This is a genomic window from Lewinella sp. LCG006 (genome assembly GCF_040784935.1).
In the GTDB taxonomy this organism is placed as follows: Bacteria; Bacteroidota; Bacteroidia; order Chitinophagales; family Saprospiraceae; genus Lewinella.
This window is the reverse complement of record NZ_CP160680.1, coordinates 6,759,177-6,776,643: the sequence shown is the minus strand read 5'-3', so window position 1 is coordinate 6,776,643 and position 17,467 is coordinate 6,759,177. Positions and strand designations below refer to the sequence as shown.

Here is a 17,467-nt window from a genome sequence, read left to right as displayed (position 1 = left end):
AGTGAGTTTCGCTGTATACGTTCCTTGTAATTGTCTCAAAAATAAGCAAATAAATACGCCGCCATTTATTGCGAAATTGCATGTCAGAAATGGAATCCTCGATATAAAACCTGATTATTCATCAGATACAGCATTAGAAAAAAGCTATGATTTGTGGAAATTTTGTGAGCACGACATGATTGCTCTTGAATTTTCAATGTCGCAATCTGTTATCGGATGGAAATCCTACTTAAAGAAGAAGTATGAGCATAAATATCCGAATCTGGATTTGTTTCTACCAAGTCACGATGAATATGTCTCTAGCGAGTATGACAAAAAGAAAGCAATAGAAGAAATTGAAGATTTAAAGACTAGGGAGGAGGAAAAATTTCATCACCGATTGGATCAATTTATTTCCTTATTGGAAAGTGCAATAGCATTAAATCAGGAAATATATTGGTTATAGTGTTTACTTCCGCTTTCCGACTTCCGACTTTATTAGAGCGTAGGACTTGCGTCCCACGCCAGTATATGTCGTCCTTTCAGGACTATTTCTGAAAGGGTTGCGTGTGTCCTGGTGTACTTCCGACTTCCGACTTTTCCTACTCCTCCTCTTCCTCCGGATAAGCCACCCTCACATGGTAAACACTCTTCATAATCTGTTGGAAAACCAGGCGGCATTGTTCCAGTTCTCGAAAACTGAGTACGGCATCTTTGAGCTGACCGGTTTTTAATTTGCCCTCGATGATTTTATCGATCAGGTTATAAAGTTCGTCCTTAGAGGGATCTTTAAGGCTTTTACACGCGGCTTCTATTGAGTCGGCAATCATCAAGATCGCCTCTTCTTTGCTGCGTGGGCGTGGCCCTGGGTAGTGAAATTGAGGCTCTTCGTTCGGGCCATTTTCTTCCTCTTCCTCGTCCAGGTGTTTACGATAGAAATATTCTGTACGGGTATCCCCGTGATGGGTGCGAATAAAATCGATCAATAGGGGAGGAAGCCCTGCTTTTTTAGCCATTCTCACACCCTCAATGACGTGGTCGATGATGATTTCGGCGCTTTCCAGCGGTGTTTTGTCTTCGTGAGGATTACGGCCCGATTGGTTTTCAATAAAGAAGGTAGGATTTTTGATTTTCCCAATATCATGATAAAGTGCAGCGACTTTTACCAATAATGGGTCGGCTCCGATGCGGCGTGCCGCAGTTTCCGCAAGGTTGCCTACCTGGAGTGAGTGTTGCAAGGTGCCAGGTGCTTTGAGGGCAAGATCGCGCAGGAGCGGTTGGTTCATGTCCATCAGTTCTACTAAAGTAATAGGGGACACAAAACCGAAGATGCGTTCCAATAAAGGGATCAATGGATAAGAAAGGAGCGTCAAAAAAGCATTGAGAAATAGCCAGGTATAAATCGACCAGTCGATAACGCTAAGGCTGTTTTCTCGAATAAGTGCTAAGCCGAGGTAGCCAATAGCGTAGGTAACAAAAATGTAAAAAATGGCGAAAAAGAAGCCTGACCAGTCACGGGTATTGATATTGCTCAGGACAACCACCATGCCCACCAATAGCTGAAGGAAAACAAATTCGAAGCCCAAAGAGAAAAGAAAACCCGTGAGCAATACCACAATGATATGCGTAAAGAGCGCCAGCCTCTCGTTGTAAAAGGTCTTCACTACAATTGGAACAATGCAAAAGGGAATCAGGTAACTGTTCAGCCCTTCCGTATTTTCAATCAGGTAAACGAGGTAACTGAAAATGATGAGCCAGACCAGGATGAAAATCAACTTGGGTAGGCGATTGTACACCAACGGAGAAAACTTGCGAAGATAAAGCGCCAACAAAACCAAAACCAGCATAGTGAGAAGAAGGTACCCGAAAAAGATGTTGGAAATCGAGCGTTTGGAAATGACCTGATCCTGGTATTCCTGCTCGAAAGAGTACAAGGTTTGGTAAAGGTCTTCCGTGATGATGCTGTTTTTAGTAATGATTACTTCGCCCTTTTGCACCAATCCTCTGGAGGTGACAATTTTTCCCAGGGCATCATCAAGCATCTGTTGGGTACGATCACGACTAAAAAAAAGATTGGCCTGAAGCTGCTCTTGTAGGAGGGGAAGTAAAAATTCTGGCTCCGACAAGCCGCTGTAGGGTAGAGAGTCCGTAATGAGTTCGGTAGCGTCTTGGAGGTCAAGTAAATTCTCCAGCGTCTGGTTCTGGTAGGTGTTTCCCCTTAGTACGGTAATGATCTGGTCTTCGGCAATATCAAGCTGATTACCGTCTAGTTTGATGATCCCGCGTTGGAAGATACGATCCAAAAATGCCAGCCCATAGTTGAGGTATTTTTGCGGCTGGCGAGGAACGTCCCGGAACTGTTCGCTTTTTTTTGCTTGCTCCAGTTGTTGTTGAAACTGGTCGGAAAAAGCCGTTTTTCTTTCTCGTGCAATCGTCGCATCCAGCACAAAAACGGGGGCAGAATGCTGGACAACGTCTTTGCGCTCTGCCTCCAACTCATCGTCGGTCTTGCGGATGGCGAAATCAAAAGGAGCCTCTAGGTCTTCATAGCGCCAGGTTTGCTGTTTTTCATATTGGTACTTGAAACGCAAGTCGGCAGGGAACAAAAAACTGATAACGACAGCTACGAGCACAAAAGCTAGCGGACGAAAAGCTGCGGGTAACCGCTGGATGGTGCTGCGTTTACTATTATCCATTAAACAAAGGTAGTAATTTCTCTTTGTGCAGAACTATTGAATTTCCCAATATACACTTACCTTTGCCCCACATGGATAATAGTCGTGTAATAATGGATAGCGAACGCTTTGGGCTCACCATTCGTCGCTTGTGTCATCAGCTGATCGAACGCTATGATGACTTCTCCAGTGCCTGTTTGGTAGGGGTGCAACACCGTGGTGTTTGGCTCGGTGAAGTAATCATCGAAGAACTCCGACTGCTGGGCATTGATGACCTCAAATTTGGTAAACTGGACATTACCTTCTACCGAGATGATTTCCGTACCCGCGAAAAGCCACTGAAAGCCAATCCCACGGAAATGCCTTTCCTGGTAGAAGACAAAGAGGTGGTGTTGATTGATGATGTTTTGTATACCGGTCGTACCATTCAGGCAGCGCTCACCGCACTCAACCATTTCGGACGCCCCCGTTCGGTAACCTTGCTTGCCATGGTTGATCGTCAGTTTAATCGGCACCTGCCTATTCAGCCTGATTTCGTCGGTATGCGGGTAGACGCCCTCGACGATGCTTACGTCAGTGTAGAATACCAAAAGCACCAAGGACTAGACCAAATTGTACTTTTTCCACAAAAACCGGCAGAGGACTAAATGGCTACGATTCAGCAATTGAGCACCCGGCACGTACTGGGCATCAAATACCTCACGGCAGCAGATATAGAGCTTATCTTCCAAACGGCAGAAGAGTTCAAAGAAGTCATCAATCGCCCGATAAAAAAGGTGCCGAGCCTGCGGGATATCACCGTGGCTAACCTCTTTTTCGAGAACTCTACCCGTACGCGTATTTCGTTTGAACTAGCAGAAAAGCGCCTTTCGGCAGATGTTGTAAATTTCTCAGCTTCGTCCTCCTCCGTAAAAAAAGGGGAGACACTACTGGATACCGTCAACAACATCCTGTCGATGAAAGTCGACATGGTCGTCATGCGCCATCCTGCTCCGGGGGCACACCATTTCCTTGCTCAACACATCAACGCCAACATCATCAATGCGGGCGATGGTACGCATGAACATCCTACCCAAGCCTTGTTGGATGCGTTCTCCATGCGGGAAAAATTGGGTGATCTGGCCGGGAAAAAGATCGCTATCATTGGAGATATCTTGCATTCCAGGGTAGCCTTGAGTAATATCTTTTGTTTGCTGAAAATTGGTGCCAAAGTACGGGTCTGTGGCCCACCCACCCTGATTCCAAAATACATCAAAGACCTGGGCGTAGAAGTCTCTTACGATATTCGTGATACCTTACATTGGTGCGATGTGGCTAATATTCTGCGTATTCAGCTGGAGCGGCAGGAGCTGAAATTTTTTCCTTCCTTACGGGAATACGCCCAGCATTTCGGAGTCACCAAAGCGTTGTTGGATGAGTTGGATCACCCTATTGTTATAATGCACCCCGGCCCGATCAACCGCGGTGTTGAAATTACCAGCGAGGTAGCGGATTCAGACCATAGCATCATCCTGCAACAGGTAGAGAATGGGGTAGCGGTACGTATGGCCATCTTGTACCTACTGGCGGCTACACGCTAAAAATCTTTGTCTATGCGACTTAAATGTGGAATAACTCACCCCTCGCTCAGGTTAGTGGGTTTATTTTTCTTCTTTAGTTGCTTGGCGCAAATGACATGGTCGCAAAAGCAGCCACTTACCGGGGTTGATTTTATCGATTTTAAGTTGGAGAATGGCCTGCGGGTTATCGTGATAAAAGATACTGCGAGCCAGTATTTTACAGCCGATTTACTGGTTGACTATCCCCTGGTACTCGAAGGAGAGCAAAAGGGGGTGGGGACCTTGGTGAATCAAAACTTAAGCGCAGGGACCAAGTCACATTCCAAGGCAGAGATCGATGCGCTACTACGTTCCGCAAATTGTACGCTTGATGCGACCGTGCCACGACAATTGAAAATTGAGGCACCCCTGAAAGAGCGGGAAACTGTATTAGCACTCCTCGCCGAATTGGTCCAACAAGCCACCTTTCCAGCAGATGAACTGGTACAGCCAAAGGCAGCATTACAGCGCAGCATAGCGGAAGCTGAAAATTCGGTATTTGCCCAATCTACCTTACTGTCCAACCAGCTGAGTTTTGGCGCAGATCATCCGTACGGAGAAAGAACGACGCTGGAAAGTCTAGCAAAAATCTCGTCGGAAACCTGCCAGCAGTTTTATAAAAAATATTATCGCCCCGTCGTTTCTTATCTGGTGGTGACGGGTAACATTCAGGTTAAAGAAGTACGTTTTCTGGTGGAAAAATACTTTGGGAACTGGCAGGTTCAAGGTGCCATGTTTTCTGCATTTTATAATCCTGCTCCACTGCCGCTCAGTACCCGGCTAAGTTTCGTACATGTACCTGGAGCTTCAGACCTTAGCCTTGATTTTGGCTACACTATTCCTTTACGACCAGGTACTGATGATGAGCTAAAAGTAGCCTTGCTCAAGGAGCTGCTAGCAATACATTTGAATCAGGCTTCCTGGAATAAAAATAGTGAGAAGCTGGTCTTCTCGGCAAATCCACACATCGGTCTCTTTCGTATCCATGCCGATGATTTTCCTCCAGCAATGGCGGAAGAAGTAATCGGGGATATCTTAGGCGCATTGGGGCTTTTGAGAAAGGAACTCGTGGCTCCAACAGACTTGGCGACCGCGAAGGCTAACTTGCTTGCGAAGGATTTTAGGTTTCCTAATTTCTTGTCTTTTTCCAATAGAAAAGCCAATGAAGCACTTTCTATCCTTCGTTTCAAACTGCCTCGCAATTATTACGATAATGATCCTCAGCGCATCAATGAGATAACTGCTGGAGACATATTGGAGGTCGCTCGCGAATACCTTTTGCCCGGGCGTGCGCATATCGTAGTAGCAGGAGATCAGGCTATCGCGCCTTCTCTAGCGCATTTTGCTGGAGATGGTAAAGTTCATTATTACACCAGGGAAGGCAAGGAGATCGAAGCCATGGGCTTGGAGCTTGCTACCGAAGACATTACAGCGGAAGCGGTGATAGAAAAATATCTGGCAGCTATTGGCGGTCGCGAACGGCTGAATGAAATCAAGGATTTTCACCTGGAGGCAGGAGCTAAAATCCAGGGAACAACCATGGTGATGACGCGTACCAAGAAAAACGATGAAAAGTTTTTTGGGCAATTTCGCATCGACGAATTGGAGCTTGCTAAGGTTGTTTTTGATGGAAACAATGCGCTCATTATTCGAACAAACATCGCCAAAGAAATAACAGAAGAGGACCTGGAAATGTGTCGTTCTTTGTCAACGATTTTCCCTCAACTAAAATACCACGAGGAGGGCTGGTCGCTGAAGCTGACGGGCTCGGCGGTGTTGAATGAGCAAAACGTCTATATAGTTGAAGTGACCAACCCGACAGGAAGAAAATCTAACCATTATTTTGATGCCCGCAGTGGTTTTCTCCTTCGTTCCACAGGAGAGCGTGAAGAAGAAGGACTGGTGACCGACTACAGGGAGTACCGCGCAGTAGATGGGATCAAATTTCCTCATCAAATCATTATGACGGATTTTTTTGAAGAGCCTTTACTTTTCAAGGTGACGAGCTTGCAACTCAACCAGGGAATATCCGACCAGGTTTTTAAAGTGAAGTAGAAAAAAGTGATAAAAGAGGGATTAGTTTCATTTCTTAGCCACAAAAACTACCTTCGCTACCAACCATCAAACCATCAGAGAAAGTACAGACGCAATGAATCGCGTCTCCACAGCCATCTAACCAACTAACCAACAAGCCAATGATCCAAATTTTTGTGACCGGTGGTACTTTTGACAAAGAGTACAATATGATTACCGGGGAGTTGTTTTTCAAGGATACCCATCTGAAAAGTATGTTTGAACGCGGCCGTTGTACCCTTGACATCGATTTGAAAACCCTGATGATGGTTGATAGTCTGGAAATGACCGACGATGACCGCAGTATCATTTTACACAATTGCCGCCGTTCCAAGAGCAATAACATCCTCATTACGCACGGTACGGACAAGATGGTGGCAACGGCCTCCTACCTGGCGCACGAGGGAGTTGAGGACAAGACCATTGTGCTGACGGGAGCTATGATTCCCTACGCTTTTGGTACTTCCAGCGATGGTTTTTTTAACTTGGGAAGTGCTTTGGCTTTCGCCCAAATGTTGCCACCAGGGATTTATGTGGTAATGAACGGCCGGTACTTTAATTGGGACAAGGTGCGCAAAAACCTGAAGACGGGCTTTTTTGAAGAAATTGAATGATGTGAAATTTTCCTTCTTGTGTTACCGAAAAGCATGGGGGGGCAAGGCAAATTTCACAGTATCAGGTACTTGGTATAGGGACTTTGAATTCCTGAAATAGATGCTATACCCAGTAATTAAACACGCTGATAAAACAAGCATGAGCTATCAGAAAATCTTGAACGACGTCAAAAAGAAGCAATTTGCTCCGGTGTATTTCCTGCATGGCGAGGAGAGCTACTTTATTGACCTGATCGCCGATACCATTGAAGAACATGCGTTGGCTGAGCATGAACGCGCCTTCAACCAAACCATTCTTTACGGCAAGGAAGCCGATCACTTGCAAGTAGTAGATGCTGCCCGCCGCTTTCCGATGATGGCTGAGCGCCAGCTGGTGGTGATCAAGGAAGCCAAGGAGATGAAAACGCTCAAAGAGCTCCTTACTTACGTAGAAAAACCTAGCCCAACCACCGTGCTCGTGATTTGCCATAAGCACAAGAAATACAATTTCAACTCCAAGTTTGGCAAAGCAGTAAAAGCCAAAGGTGAGGTTTTTGAAGCCAAACCCCTCTACGACAACCAGGTGCCCGACTGGATAGCCGATTACCTCCGTAGCAAGCAATTGAAAGCGGGCCCCGCCGCGTCGGAATTGTTGGCCGAGTACCTGGGAAGTGATCTCTCTAAAGTCGTTAATGAACTCGACAAACTGGCCCTCAATATTCCTACCGGTTCGGAAGTTACCCAACAGCTTATTGAGCAACACATCGGCATCAGCAAGGATTACAATGTCTTTGAATTTCAAAAAGCACTTGGTGAAAGAGATGTCCTCAAAGCCAATCGGATGGTCCAATACTTTATCGCTAACCCCAAAAAGAACCCCATTCAGGTCATCATTGGCAGTTTGTACAATTATTACAGCAAGATCTACCTCTTTCACTCGGTAGCCCGCTCATCCGAGCCGGAAATCCTGGCTACCATGGGCCTTCGTTCGAGCTTTTTCTTACGCGAATACCGCAGTGCGGCCCGCCATTACCCGCTCAGCAAAGCACAAGAAGTCATCCACATCCTCCGCGAGTTTGACCTCAAAAGTAAAGGTGTGGGCTACAACGCTACGGGCAAGCCGGAGGGGGAGCTACTCAAGGAGATGACTTGGCGGATTTTGCATGTGTAGGGTCACAAAAATGATTATTTTCAAGAAAACCCCCCTCATCCTTGCATAAGTCAATTTTCCTCCCTTATATTTGGCGGCATAATTATTTACAATGAATCTGTGTAAGCAAAACAATTGGTGGTGGCATTCTAAACATTCTGACCAGAGTGAATAGGCTGCTCGTGTATTGTTTACACACTGAAAATCGGCTTGTCGTTCACTCGGCAAGCCGATTTTTATTTTATCCAACCTCAAGATCAATATGTCCACAATCACAAAAATAGCCTTAAAGGTGAGTGTCCGCAAAATGCTTTCGGATACGCTTACGCCCGTTTCCTTGTATCTCCGGTTGCGAGATCATTATACGGATCCCGTTTTGCTGGAAAGCAATGATATCAGCAATAAAGAAGAATGCTTCAGCTTTATCGGCCTTGATACCCTGGCCAGCTTTCAGGTGCAGGCGGGGAGGATAAAAACCCAGTTTCCCGGCGAGGAAACCGAAACGCGCCCTTTGACTGGCACCCAAACCGTGGCAGGAGAATTCAAAGCTTTCCTCAGCCACTTTGAGCCACAGGGAGATGCACCATTCCGCGGCTTCAATGGGCTCTTTGGGCACACCGGATTTGATGGAGTACAGTATTTTGATACCCTGGATTTTCCTGCCGAGAAGCGCAAATTTGACCTGCCCGACCTGCGCTACCACCTCTACCGCTTCATCCTGGCCATCAATCATTACAAGGATGAATTGTACTTGTTGGAAAACCGATTGCCAGGTGAAGAAAGCCGCCTGGATGAGCTACAGACGCGCATCCAAAGCCACCGCTTCCGCGTACATCCATTCGCACTCCAGGGGGAGGAAACCAGCAACCTGACCAACGATGAATTCAAAGAGCTGGTACGCATCGGCAAGCACCACTGCCAGCGCGGTGATGTCTTCCAAATTGTTTTTAGTCGCCAGTTTCAGCAAGCTTTTCAGGGCGACGAATTTCAGGTCTACCGCGTTCTCCGTTCCGTCAACCCCTCTCCCTATCTTTTCTATTTCGATTATGGCGACTATCGCATTTTTGGTTCTTCGCCGGAGGCACAGATGGTTATCCGCCACGGGCAGGCCAGGGTCAATCCTATAGCAGGCACCTACCGCCGCACGGGCAATATGGAAACAGACGCACAAGCGGCGGAGGATCTTCGTAAAGACCCCAAGGAAAATGCCGAACACATCATGCTGGTGGATTTGGCCAGGAACGATCTGGGGCGTCATGCCCACGATGTGCAGGTGCGGGAATTGAAAGACATTCACTATTACAGCCACGTTATTCACCTGGTGTCTACCGTCACGGGCGAGTTGGGCCCGGATAGCAACCCCATCCAGATTTTTGGGGATACTTTCCCGGCGGGGACGCTCTCGGGGGCACCCAAGTACAAGGCCATTGAACTGATCAATCGTTACGAAAACCAAAATCGCTCCTTCTATGGCGGTGCCTTAGGATATGTGGATTTCAATGGCGAAATGAACCAGGCCATCGTTATCCGCTCCTTCATGAGCCAAAACAATAAGCTGTTTTACCAGGCCGGAGCGGGCATCGTAGTGGCCAGTGATGAAGAAAAAGAATTACAAGAAGTCAATAATAAATTGGGCGCTTTGAAGCGTGCGTTGGAAGAAGCGACCAAATTATAAAAATATAAAAATGAAAGTTTTAGTCCTTGATAATTACGACTCCTTTACCTACAACCTGGTACAATATGTACAGGAGATATTGGAGCAAAAAGTAGACGTCATCCGCAACGATGCCATCACCGTGGAGGAAGTGGCGGCTTACGATGTGATCATCCTTTCTCCCGGGCCAGGCCTACCGGAAGAGGCCGGCATTATGCCCCAACTGATCAAGCGTTATGCGGGCGAGAAATTCATCCTCGGCGTTTGTCTGGGCCACCAGGCGATAGGAGAAGCTTTTGGTGGCAGCCTGGAAAACCTGGCTGAAGTTTACCATGGTATTGAAACCAATATGCTACAGACGGCAGAAGATTCCGTCTTGTTTAGAAATATTCCCAATGAATTCCGCGCGGGGCGTTACCACAGCTGGGTCATCAAAAAGGATACGCTGCCTAAAGAATTTCTACTGACGGCAGTCGACAAGACGGGCGAAATCATGGCCATCCGCCATCGGGAGTATCCACTCTTTGGTGTCCAGTTTCACCCCGAAAGCATCATGACGCCCCAGGGCCACCAGATGCTGGAAAACTTCTTTGCCTTTGTTAAAGAAAAACGTGCCGTCGCGCTATGAGAAAGACCTTAGAAAAACTTTTCACCCACGAGCAACTGACCCGCGAGGAAGCTCGGCAGCTATTGCTGGGCATTGCCCGCGAGGAATACAATGACGTACAAGTAGCCAGCTTTGTGACCGTTTTTCAAATGCGGAGCATCGGAATGGCTGAACTACAAGGCTTTCAGGATGCCCTCTTGGAATTGGCGGTGCCGCTGGATGTAGAGGGCCAAACGACCATAGATATCGTTGGTACCGGCGGCGATGGTAAAAACACTTTCAATATCTCCACCTGTTCCTGTTTGGTAGTAGCTGGTGCTGGCTACAAGGTGACGAAGCACGGGAGCTACGGTGTGTCCTCGGCAGTGGGTTCCTCTAATGTGCTGATGGAACTGGGGTACGAATTTACCAATAATCCTGACGTCTTGCTCCGGCAGTTGGACCAAGCTAATATCTGCTTCTTGCACGCGCCGCTGTTTCATCCAGCGCTGAAAGCGGTGGTACCCGTTAGGAAACAACTGGGTATGAAGACCTTCTTCAATATGCTGGGCCCATTGGTAAACCCCGTACAGCCAAGCCACCAGTTGTACGGCACTTTCTCGCAGGAGCTTTCCCGTTTGTATCATTACATCATGCAGGCGTCCGGAAGGGCGTATGCTATCGTATTTGCTTTGGATGGCTACGATGAAATCAGCCTTACGGGATTGGCAAAAGTGCACAGTTCTCGTGGTGAGCAACTGCTTACGCCCGATGATTTCGGAATGTATTACATCAAGCCTCAAGCCTTGTACGGCGGTGAAACAGCAGCGGAAGCAAAGTCTATTTTTCTGGATGTGCTCAACGATCAGGCTACCCCAGCGCAAAAGGCCGTCGTTTGTGCCAACGCAGGTTTAGCTATTCATACGCTCTGCCCGGAAAAATCCTTGCTCGACTGTGTCCAGGAAGCTAGGGAGAGCATTGAAACCGGGAGTGCCCTGGCCAAGCTTTATAAGATAACTTCAATCAATTAAAGAACAGCACGAAAATAAAATGCGATTTCGCTTCGCGTCTACTACGTGGTTGTTTCCCAAATAGTTAACTAAACGCTTCACTTCAAGTGTGTTAGCTATTTGGGAAACCCCGAAAAAATCGCATTTTATTTTCTGCGCAATACTAAATTATGAATATCCTTGACAAAATAATCGCCCACAAAAGGGAGGAAGTAAAAGAACGCAAAGAACGCTTTCCCGTGAAATTACTGGAAGACAGCATTTACTTTCAGACCCCAACGGTGAGCCTGAGCAAATACCTGCAAAGAGAAGACAAGCAGGGAATCATCGCTGAATTCAAACGCCGCAGCCCCTCCAAGGGCGCGATCAACTTATACGCAAAAGTAGAAGAGGTCAGTATCGGCTACATGCAAGCCGGCGCATCGGCTTTGTCGATCCTGACGGATGAGCACTTCTTCGGAGGCAAAAACGCTGATCTGACGGAAGCCCGTAAATTCAACTATTGCCCCATCCTGCGCAAGGATTTTATCATTGATGAATACCAGATTGTGGAAGCACGCAGTATTGGTGCCGATGCCATTTTGTTGATTGCAGCCTGTCTGGAAAAAGAAGAACTCCACCGGCTGGCGAGTTTTGCTCAAAATCTGGGGCTTGAAGTGTTGGTGGAATTGCACGGCCCACAGGAGCTGGATAAGCTGAGCCCGTTGGCCAATATTGTAGGTGTCAATAACCGAAATCTACAAACCTTTGAAGTGAGTATCTCGCATTCTTTGGAACTCTTCCCGCTGCTTCCCACCGAGATGGTGAAGATCTCGGAAAGTGGTTTGAACGATGCCCAGGCGATAGTAGAATTGCGCAGAGCAGGTTTCCAGGGCTTCCTCATTGGAGAACACTTCATGCGGGAGGAAAATCCAGGTGAGGATTGCCGAGCATTTATTCAGCGCATCCAACGACTGGAAGCATTACTGGACGGAGCTATTGCTTAAATTTTGTGTTTTTAGTGAGGTTCCAAGCCTCCATTTAATCAAAGAAGATGATTGTTAAAACTTGTGGCTTACGCGAACCGGATAACATTAGGGCCGTCAGTGCCTTAGAGGTAGATTGGATCGGATTGATTTTTTATCCCAAATCTCCTCGCTTTATCGGCGAGCAAGCGAACCTGAAAGCTTTTCTCCAAGCGGAGGCCCAAACGGAACAGCGACCCAAACGCGTGGGCGTTTTTGTGAATGCACAATTTAACGAACTCCTGGAAGCAGTGCACGAATACGAACTCGATTATGTGCAATTGCATGGTGGCGAAAGTGCGGTTTACTGCGCTACGCTACAAGAACTCTGGCGAGATAGCAGCATCCGTAAGGCAGGCATCATCCGTGCATTTCGCGTCAGTCGAGCTTTTGATTTTGGTATTACGGTAGACTATGAACCCTTTTGTGACTACTTCTTATTTGATACCAAAGGACAGGAATATGGAGGCACTGGTCACAAGTTTGATTGGGATATCCTTAGCCGGTATACCGGAAAGACGCCTTTTCTACTAAGTGGGGGCATTGGCCCGGAGGATGCCGAATCGATAAAAGCAGTCCATCATGCCGCAATGGTGGGAATTGATTTGAATAGCAAATTTGAATTAGCACCTGGCCTGAAAGATGTCGATCAATTGGAGAAATTTTTAGGAGAGTTTAAATAGACAAAAAAGAAACAATGAAAACAATAGCAGTAGACGAGCATGGGTATTATGGTGATTTTGGCGGAGCCTACATCCCGGAAATGCTTTACCCCAACGTGGAAGAATTGCGCCAAACTTACTTGAGCATGATGCAGGAAGAAAAATTCCAAAGGGATTTCCAGCATTTGCTGCGCGATTACGTCGGGCGGCCCACACCGCTTTACCTCGCAAAGCGACTGAGTGAGCGCTACGGAGTGACCATCTACCTGAAACGTGAAGACCTCAATCACACAGGGGCCCACAAAATCAACAATACTATTGGGCAGATTCTGCTGGCCCAACGTTTGGGCAAAAAGCGCATTATCGCCGAAACGGGTGCTGGCCAGCACGGTGTAGCTACCGCAACAGTATGTGCACTGATGGGCGTAGAGTGCATCGTCTACATGGGCGAAGTAGACATTGCCCGACAAGCTCCCAACGTAGCCAGAATGAGGATGCTAGGTGCTGAAGTTCGCCCTGCCATGAGTGGCAGCCGCACCCTCAAAGACGCTACCAATGAGGCCATCCGCGATTGGATCAACAATCCTACCGATACGCATTACATCATTGGCTCGGTGGTGGGGCCCCATCCTTATCCGGATATGGTCGCCCGTTTTCAGTCGGTGATTTCGGAAGAGATGCGCTACCAGTTGGAGGAACATACCGGAAGAGATTATCCCGATGCAGTGATTGCCTGTGTAGGAGGAGGGAGTAATGCTGCTGGAGCCTTCTATCACTACCTCAATGACGAACGGGTACGCCTGATTGCCGTTGAAGCTGCTGGTCTTGGAATTGACTCGGGAGAATCTGCTGCCACCAGCGTTCTGGGAACAGAAGGCGTGATCCACGGCAGCCGCACGCTGCTGATGCAAACAGAAGATGGTCAGATTATCGAACCCTACAGCATCTCTGCCGGACTGGATTATCCAGGTATCGGCCCTATGCATGCCCACCTGATCAAAACAGGCCGTGCCGAAGCGATCCATGTAACCGACGAAGAAGCACTCAAAGCAGCCTTAGATGTCAGCCGAACAGAAGGGATTATCCCCGCCTTGGAAACCGCCCACGCCTTCTCCGCTTTAGACAAGATGAAGTACAACGCCGACGACGTCTTAGTCATTTGTCTTTCCGGACGAGGGGATAAAGATTTGGATACTTATATGAAATATTTGGATAGATAGGTGCTCGCTGCACTCGCGGAGTGCTCATACCGAAGCCTCGGGACTCACGGTTGTGTTCGCTGCGCTTACGAGCTTGATGCTACTAGGTGGTAGAAAAAACCACGATCCCGACCTTTTGTCGGGAGAGCACCTCCACGAATCCCGAGGCTTCGGGAGGAGTACCCCGCGAGTCCCGAGAATTCGGGATGAGCAAAAACAACAAAAAATGAATCGCATAAAACAACTTTTTCAAAATAAGCAGGAGCATATCCTGAACATCTATTTTACGGCAGGATACCCTCAGAAAGAAGACACGGTGACCATCATCAAGGCTTTGGCAGCCGCTGGGGTAGACTTGATAGAAGTAGGTATGCCTTACAGTGATCCCTTGGCAGATGGGCCTACTATTCAGGAAAGTGGCACCCAGGCGCTGCGCAATGGTTTGACCATGCCGCTTTTATTCGAGCAGCTCCGGGCAGCAAGGCAATCTGTTGATATACCCTTGGTATTGATGGGCTATTTCAACCAGGTATTGCAGTATGGATTTGATCGTTTTCTGGCAGATTGCCTGAAGGCGGAGATAGATGGCCTTATTTTACCGGATTTGCCGCTTTATGAATATGAGCAGCATTACCAAAAGAAGATAGAAACGGCAGGGCTCAGTATGAGCTTTTTGATCACGCCGCAAACGACGGATGACCGCATAAAGAAAGTAGATGAATTGAGTGATGGGTTTATCTACATGGTGTCGAGTGCAGCGATTACGGGAGCTAAAAGTGGTATTTCAGATCAGCAAATCACCTACTTCGAACGGATAGCAGCGATGGATTTGCACAACCCTCGACTGATTGGTTTTGGTATTTCGGATCATGAGACTTATGCTACGGCTTGCAAGTACGCTGCTGGTGCCATTATAGGAAGTGCCTACATCAAAGCACTCGCTGCGGGTGATGATGTGACAACAACAACGAATCAATTTGTAGCCATGGTAAGAGGCTAATAAAACAAAGAAATTATGATCATTCAATTAGAACCCCAAATCAATCAAGAACAACTGGCTCGGCTGGAAAAAGAGCTGACCAGAATCAAGTACTCCTTAAATCCGGTGAAAACCCAATACGCCAACTATTTGGTAGGAGTAGGGAAGACAAAATTTGACATCCGATCTATTGGCACTTTACCCGGGATCAAAGACATTCACCGCGTGAGTGATGCCTACAAACTGGTCTCCAAAAAATGGCGCATAGACAATACCGTTATTGATTTGGGTGACGGTATTCGGATAGGGGAGGGCTCACCTGCGATGATGGTTGGCCCTTGTAGTATAGAGTCGGAGGAGCAGGTAGCGCTCACGATAGCGCATATGAAAAAGAATGGCATCCGTATTATGCGAGGTGGGGTGTACAAGCCTCGTTCCTCTCCTTATAGCTTCCGAGGCTTGGGTATTGAAGGCCTGAAAATGTGGCACGAGCAGACCAGAGAGGCAGGTATCAAAATCATTACAGAAGTGATGATGGTGGACCAAATTGAAGAGATGTATGACTATGTAGATGTATTTCAAGTGGGAGCTCGTAATAGTCAGAATTTCAACTTGTTAGATGCTTTGGGTGAAGTAGATCGCCCGGTGTTGCTAAAGCGAGGTATTTCTGGCACCATCGACGAGTTATTGGCCTCGGCAGAGTACATCTTCAGTAACGGCAACGAACGAATCATGCTCTGTGAACGGGGTATTCGTTCATATGAGACAGCTTATCGCAATACTTTCGATATCAATGCACTGGTAATGCTCAAAGAGAAGACCCACTTGCCAGTGATTGCCGACCCTAGCCACGGCATCGGTGTTCGCCGTTTTGTTGATAAAATAGCGCTAGCCTCAGCCGTTGCAGGAGCAGATGGTATTATCATGGAGGTTCATCACGAACCGGAAAAAGCTTTCAGTGATGGCCAGCAAACGTTGAGTTTTGGGCAAGCAGAGAAGCTGTATCAGCAACTCAAACGGATGGAATGGTTGCAGGAGTAGTGTTTTTTGAACTGGATACCTTTATTCTTTTTTTGTAGTCGCTGTAGACTGCCTGATTACCAGTGAGTTGTTGGCGAGCCACCAATTTACGTCCATTATCTGAAATGGCGACGAAAAGTCGCTTAAAGAATAGTCATTATCAGCAGTAATGAGCCAGCATAAATAAGACGTCGGATTAATCTGTGTACGGATAAATGGATACTTATTGACGATTTTGGTAGGTATCTCTGGTAGCGTGAACTTATTTTCACGCTCAACTTTACCGTAAATCATCCAGTGAGATCTAATCTTGCGATCAGAGTCTTGTAATGTCATGACGGCATTATAAAATTTGAAGTCTTTATCTGCAGATAGTTGAAATAAATCACCATCAAATGAAGTTGAGTATTCTTTGATTTGTGGTTCGATATTTGTCGGGAAAGTAGGCCCTGAAAAATGCTGTATAACTAAACGATTGTTTTCTTTATCCACACGATCAATAATCATCTCATATTTGTCGCATTTAAGTTCAAGAGGATCAGGTATCCGAATGTTTTTCTCAACTTTAGGAAAACTTAGATTAATCGGCAACCTCATTTTTTCGCTAAATAATCGCACCTGAAGGTGATATATATCCTCATCTAATGTCAACGTATGGTAGTTCGTGAACTCATGGAAATCATCAAAATCCAGCGAGTGTAATAAATTCTGTGTCTGTAATATCGAGTCATGTTGCAAATAATACCAGCTTGCTTTTTCGGCTTCAATGGCCATAAATAAAGGTGTTTTCGGAAGTAAGTTCGTTCGATAAGAAAGGGAGTGCTCATTTGACTGAGTTTGCTTGAAAAAAGAGGTGGCATTAACGAACGATATTTGGCCAAAATGAACGCTGTTGGTAACGTTCGCCAATACCTCAATTGCCCCTAATTCCCCTTTCAAGCTAGTAATATGTGGCTCAAAGTTCAGAACATATCCGTCGGGAATATCAACAAAACTCATGTTAGAAAAGCCAATATTTTCGTTGTCTTCCTCAACTCTCATTGTTGTCAAGACAATAGGAGATTCATTAAGTACTTCATATTTCAATTGTACACCTCGACGAAAATCCCTCGCTTTTATTTCGTAGCAATTTATTAAGCTTCCATCCTGGTGATGAAGGAGGAGATAAGAAGGCTGGTTGTAATTAAGATAACTTGCAGAAATGAATAGGGTTTTCGATAGAAGGCTATTCAAAGAAAAAAAGAGCGTTAAACAAACTAAGATAGAAGCGCGATATTTTAACATA

16 protein-coding genes are annotated in these 17,467 nt (G+C 46.6%); 14 read left to right on the top strand and 2 right to left on the bottom strand.

Annotation, left to right across the window (positions count from 1 at the left end; all coding sequences use genetic code 11):
* The first annotated feature begins 1 nt into the window (after position 1).
* Positions 2-445, top strand: a complete 444-nt coding sequence (locus AB0L18_RS24765) for a hypothetical protein (RefSeq protein WP_367390009.1) — start codon at positions 2-4, stop codon at positions 443-445.
* A 136-nt stretch (positions 446-581) separates the two neighbouring features.
* Here the strand turns inward: AB0L18_RS24765 and AB0L18_RS24760 are convergent, their stop codons facing one another.
* Entirely contained in the window at positions 582-2,675 is a 2,094-nt protein-coding gene (locus AB0L18_RS24760) for an HD family phosphohydrolase (protein WP_367390008.1), read from the bottom strand.
* 71 nt (positions 2,676-2,746) lie between these two features.
* On the opposite strand from AB0L18_RS24760, the gene pyrR reads away from it, so the two are divergent.
* From pyrR to aroF, 13 genes are all read left to right on the top strand, one after another.
* Entirely contained in the window at positions 2,747-3,301 is a 555-nt protein-coding gene (pyrR, locus tag AB0L18_RS24755; protein ID WP_367390007.1) for a bifunctional pyr operon transcriptional regulator/uracil phosphoribosyltransferase PyrR, read from the top strand.
* A gap of 9 nt (positions 3,302-3,310) precedes the next feature.
* Positions 3,311-4,234 carry an aspartate carbamoyltransferase catalytic subunit gene (locus AB0L18_RS24750; protein WP_367393188.1) on the top strand — a complete coding sequence of 308 codons (924 nt, stop codon included), beginning with the start codon at positions 3,311-3,313 and terminating at the stop codon, positions 4,232-4,234.
* Positions 4,235-4,246: 12 nt separating this feature from the next.
* A complete protein-coding gene (locus AB0L18_RS24745) occupies positions 4,247-6,307 on the top strand; it encodes an insulinase family protein (RefSeq protein ID WP_367390006.1) in 2,061 nt (686 codons plus the stop codon).
* Positions 6,308-6,447: 140 nt separating this feature from the next.
* Positions 6,448-6,939 carry an asparaginase domain-containing protein gene (locus AB0L18_RS24740; protein ID WP_367390005.1) on the top strand — a complete coding sequence of 164 codons (492 nt, stop codon included), beginning with the start codon at positions 6,448-6,450 and terminating at the stop codon, positions 6,937-6,939.
* Positions 6,940-7,078: 139 nt separating this feature from the next.
* Complete coding sequence (gene holA, locus AB0L18_RS24735) at positions 7,079-8,089, top strand: DNA polymerase III subunit delta (RefSeq protein WP_367390004.1); 1,011 nt, start codon at positions 7,079-7,081, stop codon at positions 8,087-8,089.
* Positions 8,090-8,330: 241 nt separating this feature from the next.
* Positions 8,331-9,743, top strand: a complete 1,413-nt coding sequence (locus AB0L18_RS24730; protein WP_367390003.1) for an anthranilate synthase component I family protein — start codon at positions 8,331-8,333, stop codon at positions 9,741-9,743.
* Between the two features lie 10 nt (positions 9,744-9,753).
* Positions 9,754-10,350, top strand: a complete 597-nt coding sequence (locus tag AB0L18_RS24725) for an aminodeoxychorismate/anthranilate synthase component II (protein WP_367390002.1) — start codon at positions 9,754-9,756, stop codon at positions 10,348-10,350.
* The gene (trpD, locus tag AB0L18_RS24720) at positions 10,347-11,339 is read left to right on the top strand and encodes an anthranilate phosphoribosyltransferase (protein WP_367390001.1); all 993 of its coding nucleotides are present in this window, start codon (positions 10,347-10,349) and stop codon (positions 11,337-11,339) included. The genes AB0L18_RS24725 and trpD overlap by 4 nt, the downstream gene beginning before the upstream one ends.
* A 149-nt stretch (positions 11,340-11,488) precedes the next feature.
* Positions 11,489-12,304 carry an indole-3-glycerol phosphate synthase TrpC gene (gene trpC / locus AB0L18_RS24715; RefSeq protein ID WP_367390000.1) on the top strand — a complete coding sequence of 272 codons (816 nt, stop codon included), beginning with the start codon at positions 11,489-11,491 and terminating at the stop codon, positions 12,302-12,304.
* A 47-nt stretch (positions 12,305-12,351) separates the two neighbouring features.
* Entirely contained in the window at positions 12,352-13,005 is a 654-nt protein-coding gene (locus AB0L18_RS24710; protein WP_367389999.1) for a phosphoribosylanthranilate isomerase, read from the top strand.
* A 14-nt stretch (positions 13,006-13,019) separates the two neighbouring features.
* Positions 13,020-14,204: a tryptophan synthase subunit beta gene (gene trpB / locus AB0L18_RS24705; RefSeq protein WP_367389998.1), complete on the top strand. Its 1,185-nt coding sequence runs from the start codon at positions 13,020-13,022 to the stop codon at positions 14,202-14,204.
* A 205-nt stretch (positions 14,205-14,409) separates the two neighbouring features.
* On the top strand, positions 14,410-15,183 hold the full coding sequence (gene trpA / locus AB0L18_RS24700) for a tryptophan synthase subunit alpha (protein ID WP_367389997.1): 774 nt from the start codon (positions 14,410-14,412) through the stop codon (positions 15,181-15,183).
* A gap of 15 nt (positions 15,184-15,198) precedes the next feature.
* On the top strand, positions 15,199-16,203 hold the full coding sequence (gene aroF, locus AB0L18_RS24695; protein WP_367389996.1) for a 3-deoxy-7-phosphoheptulonate synthase: 1,005 nt from the start codon (positions 15,199-15,201) through the stop codon (positions 16,201-16,203).
* 21 nt (positions 16,204-16,224) lie between these two features.
* Here the strand turns inward: aroF and AB0L18_RS24690 are convergent, their stop codons facing one another.
* Complete coding sequence (locus tag AB0L18_RS24690; RefSeq protein ID WP_367389995.1) at positions 16,225-17,466, bottom strand: hypothetical protein; 1,242 nt, start codon at positions 17,464-17,466, stop codon at positions 16,225-16,227.
* Position 17,467: the final 1 nt, after the last annotated feature.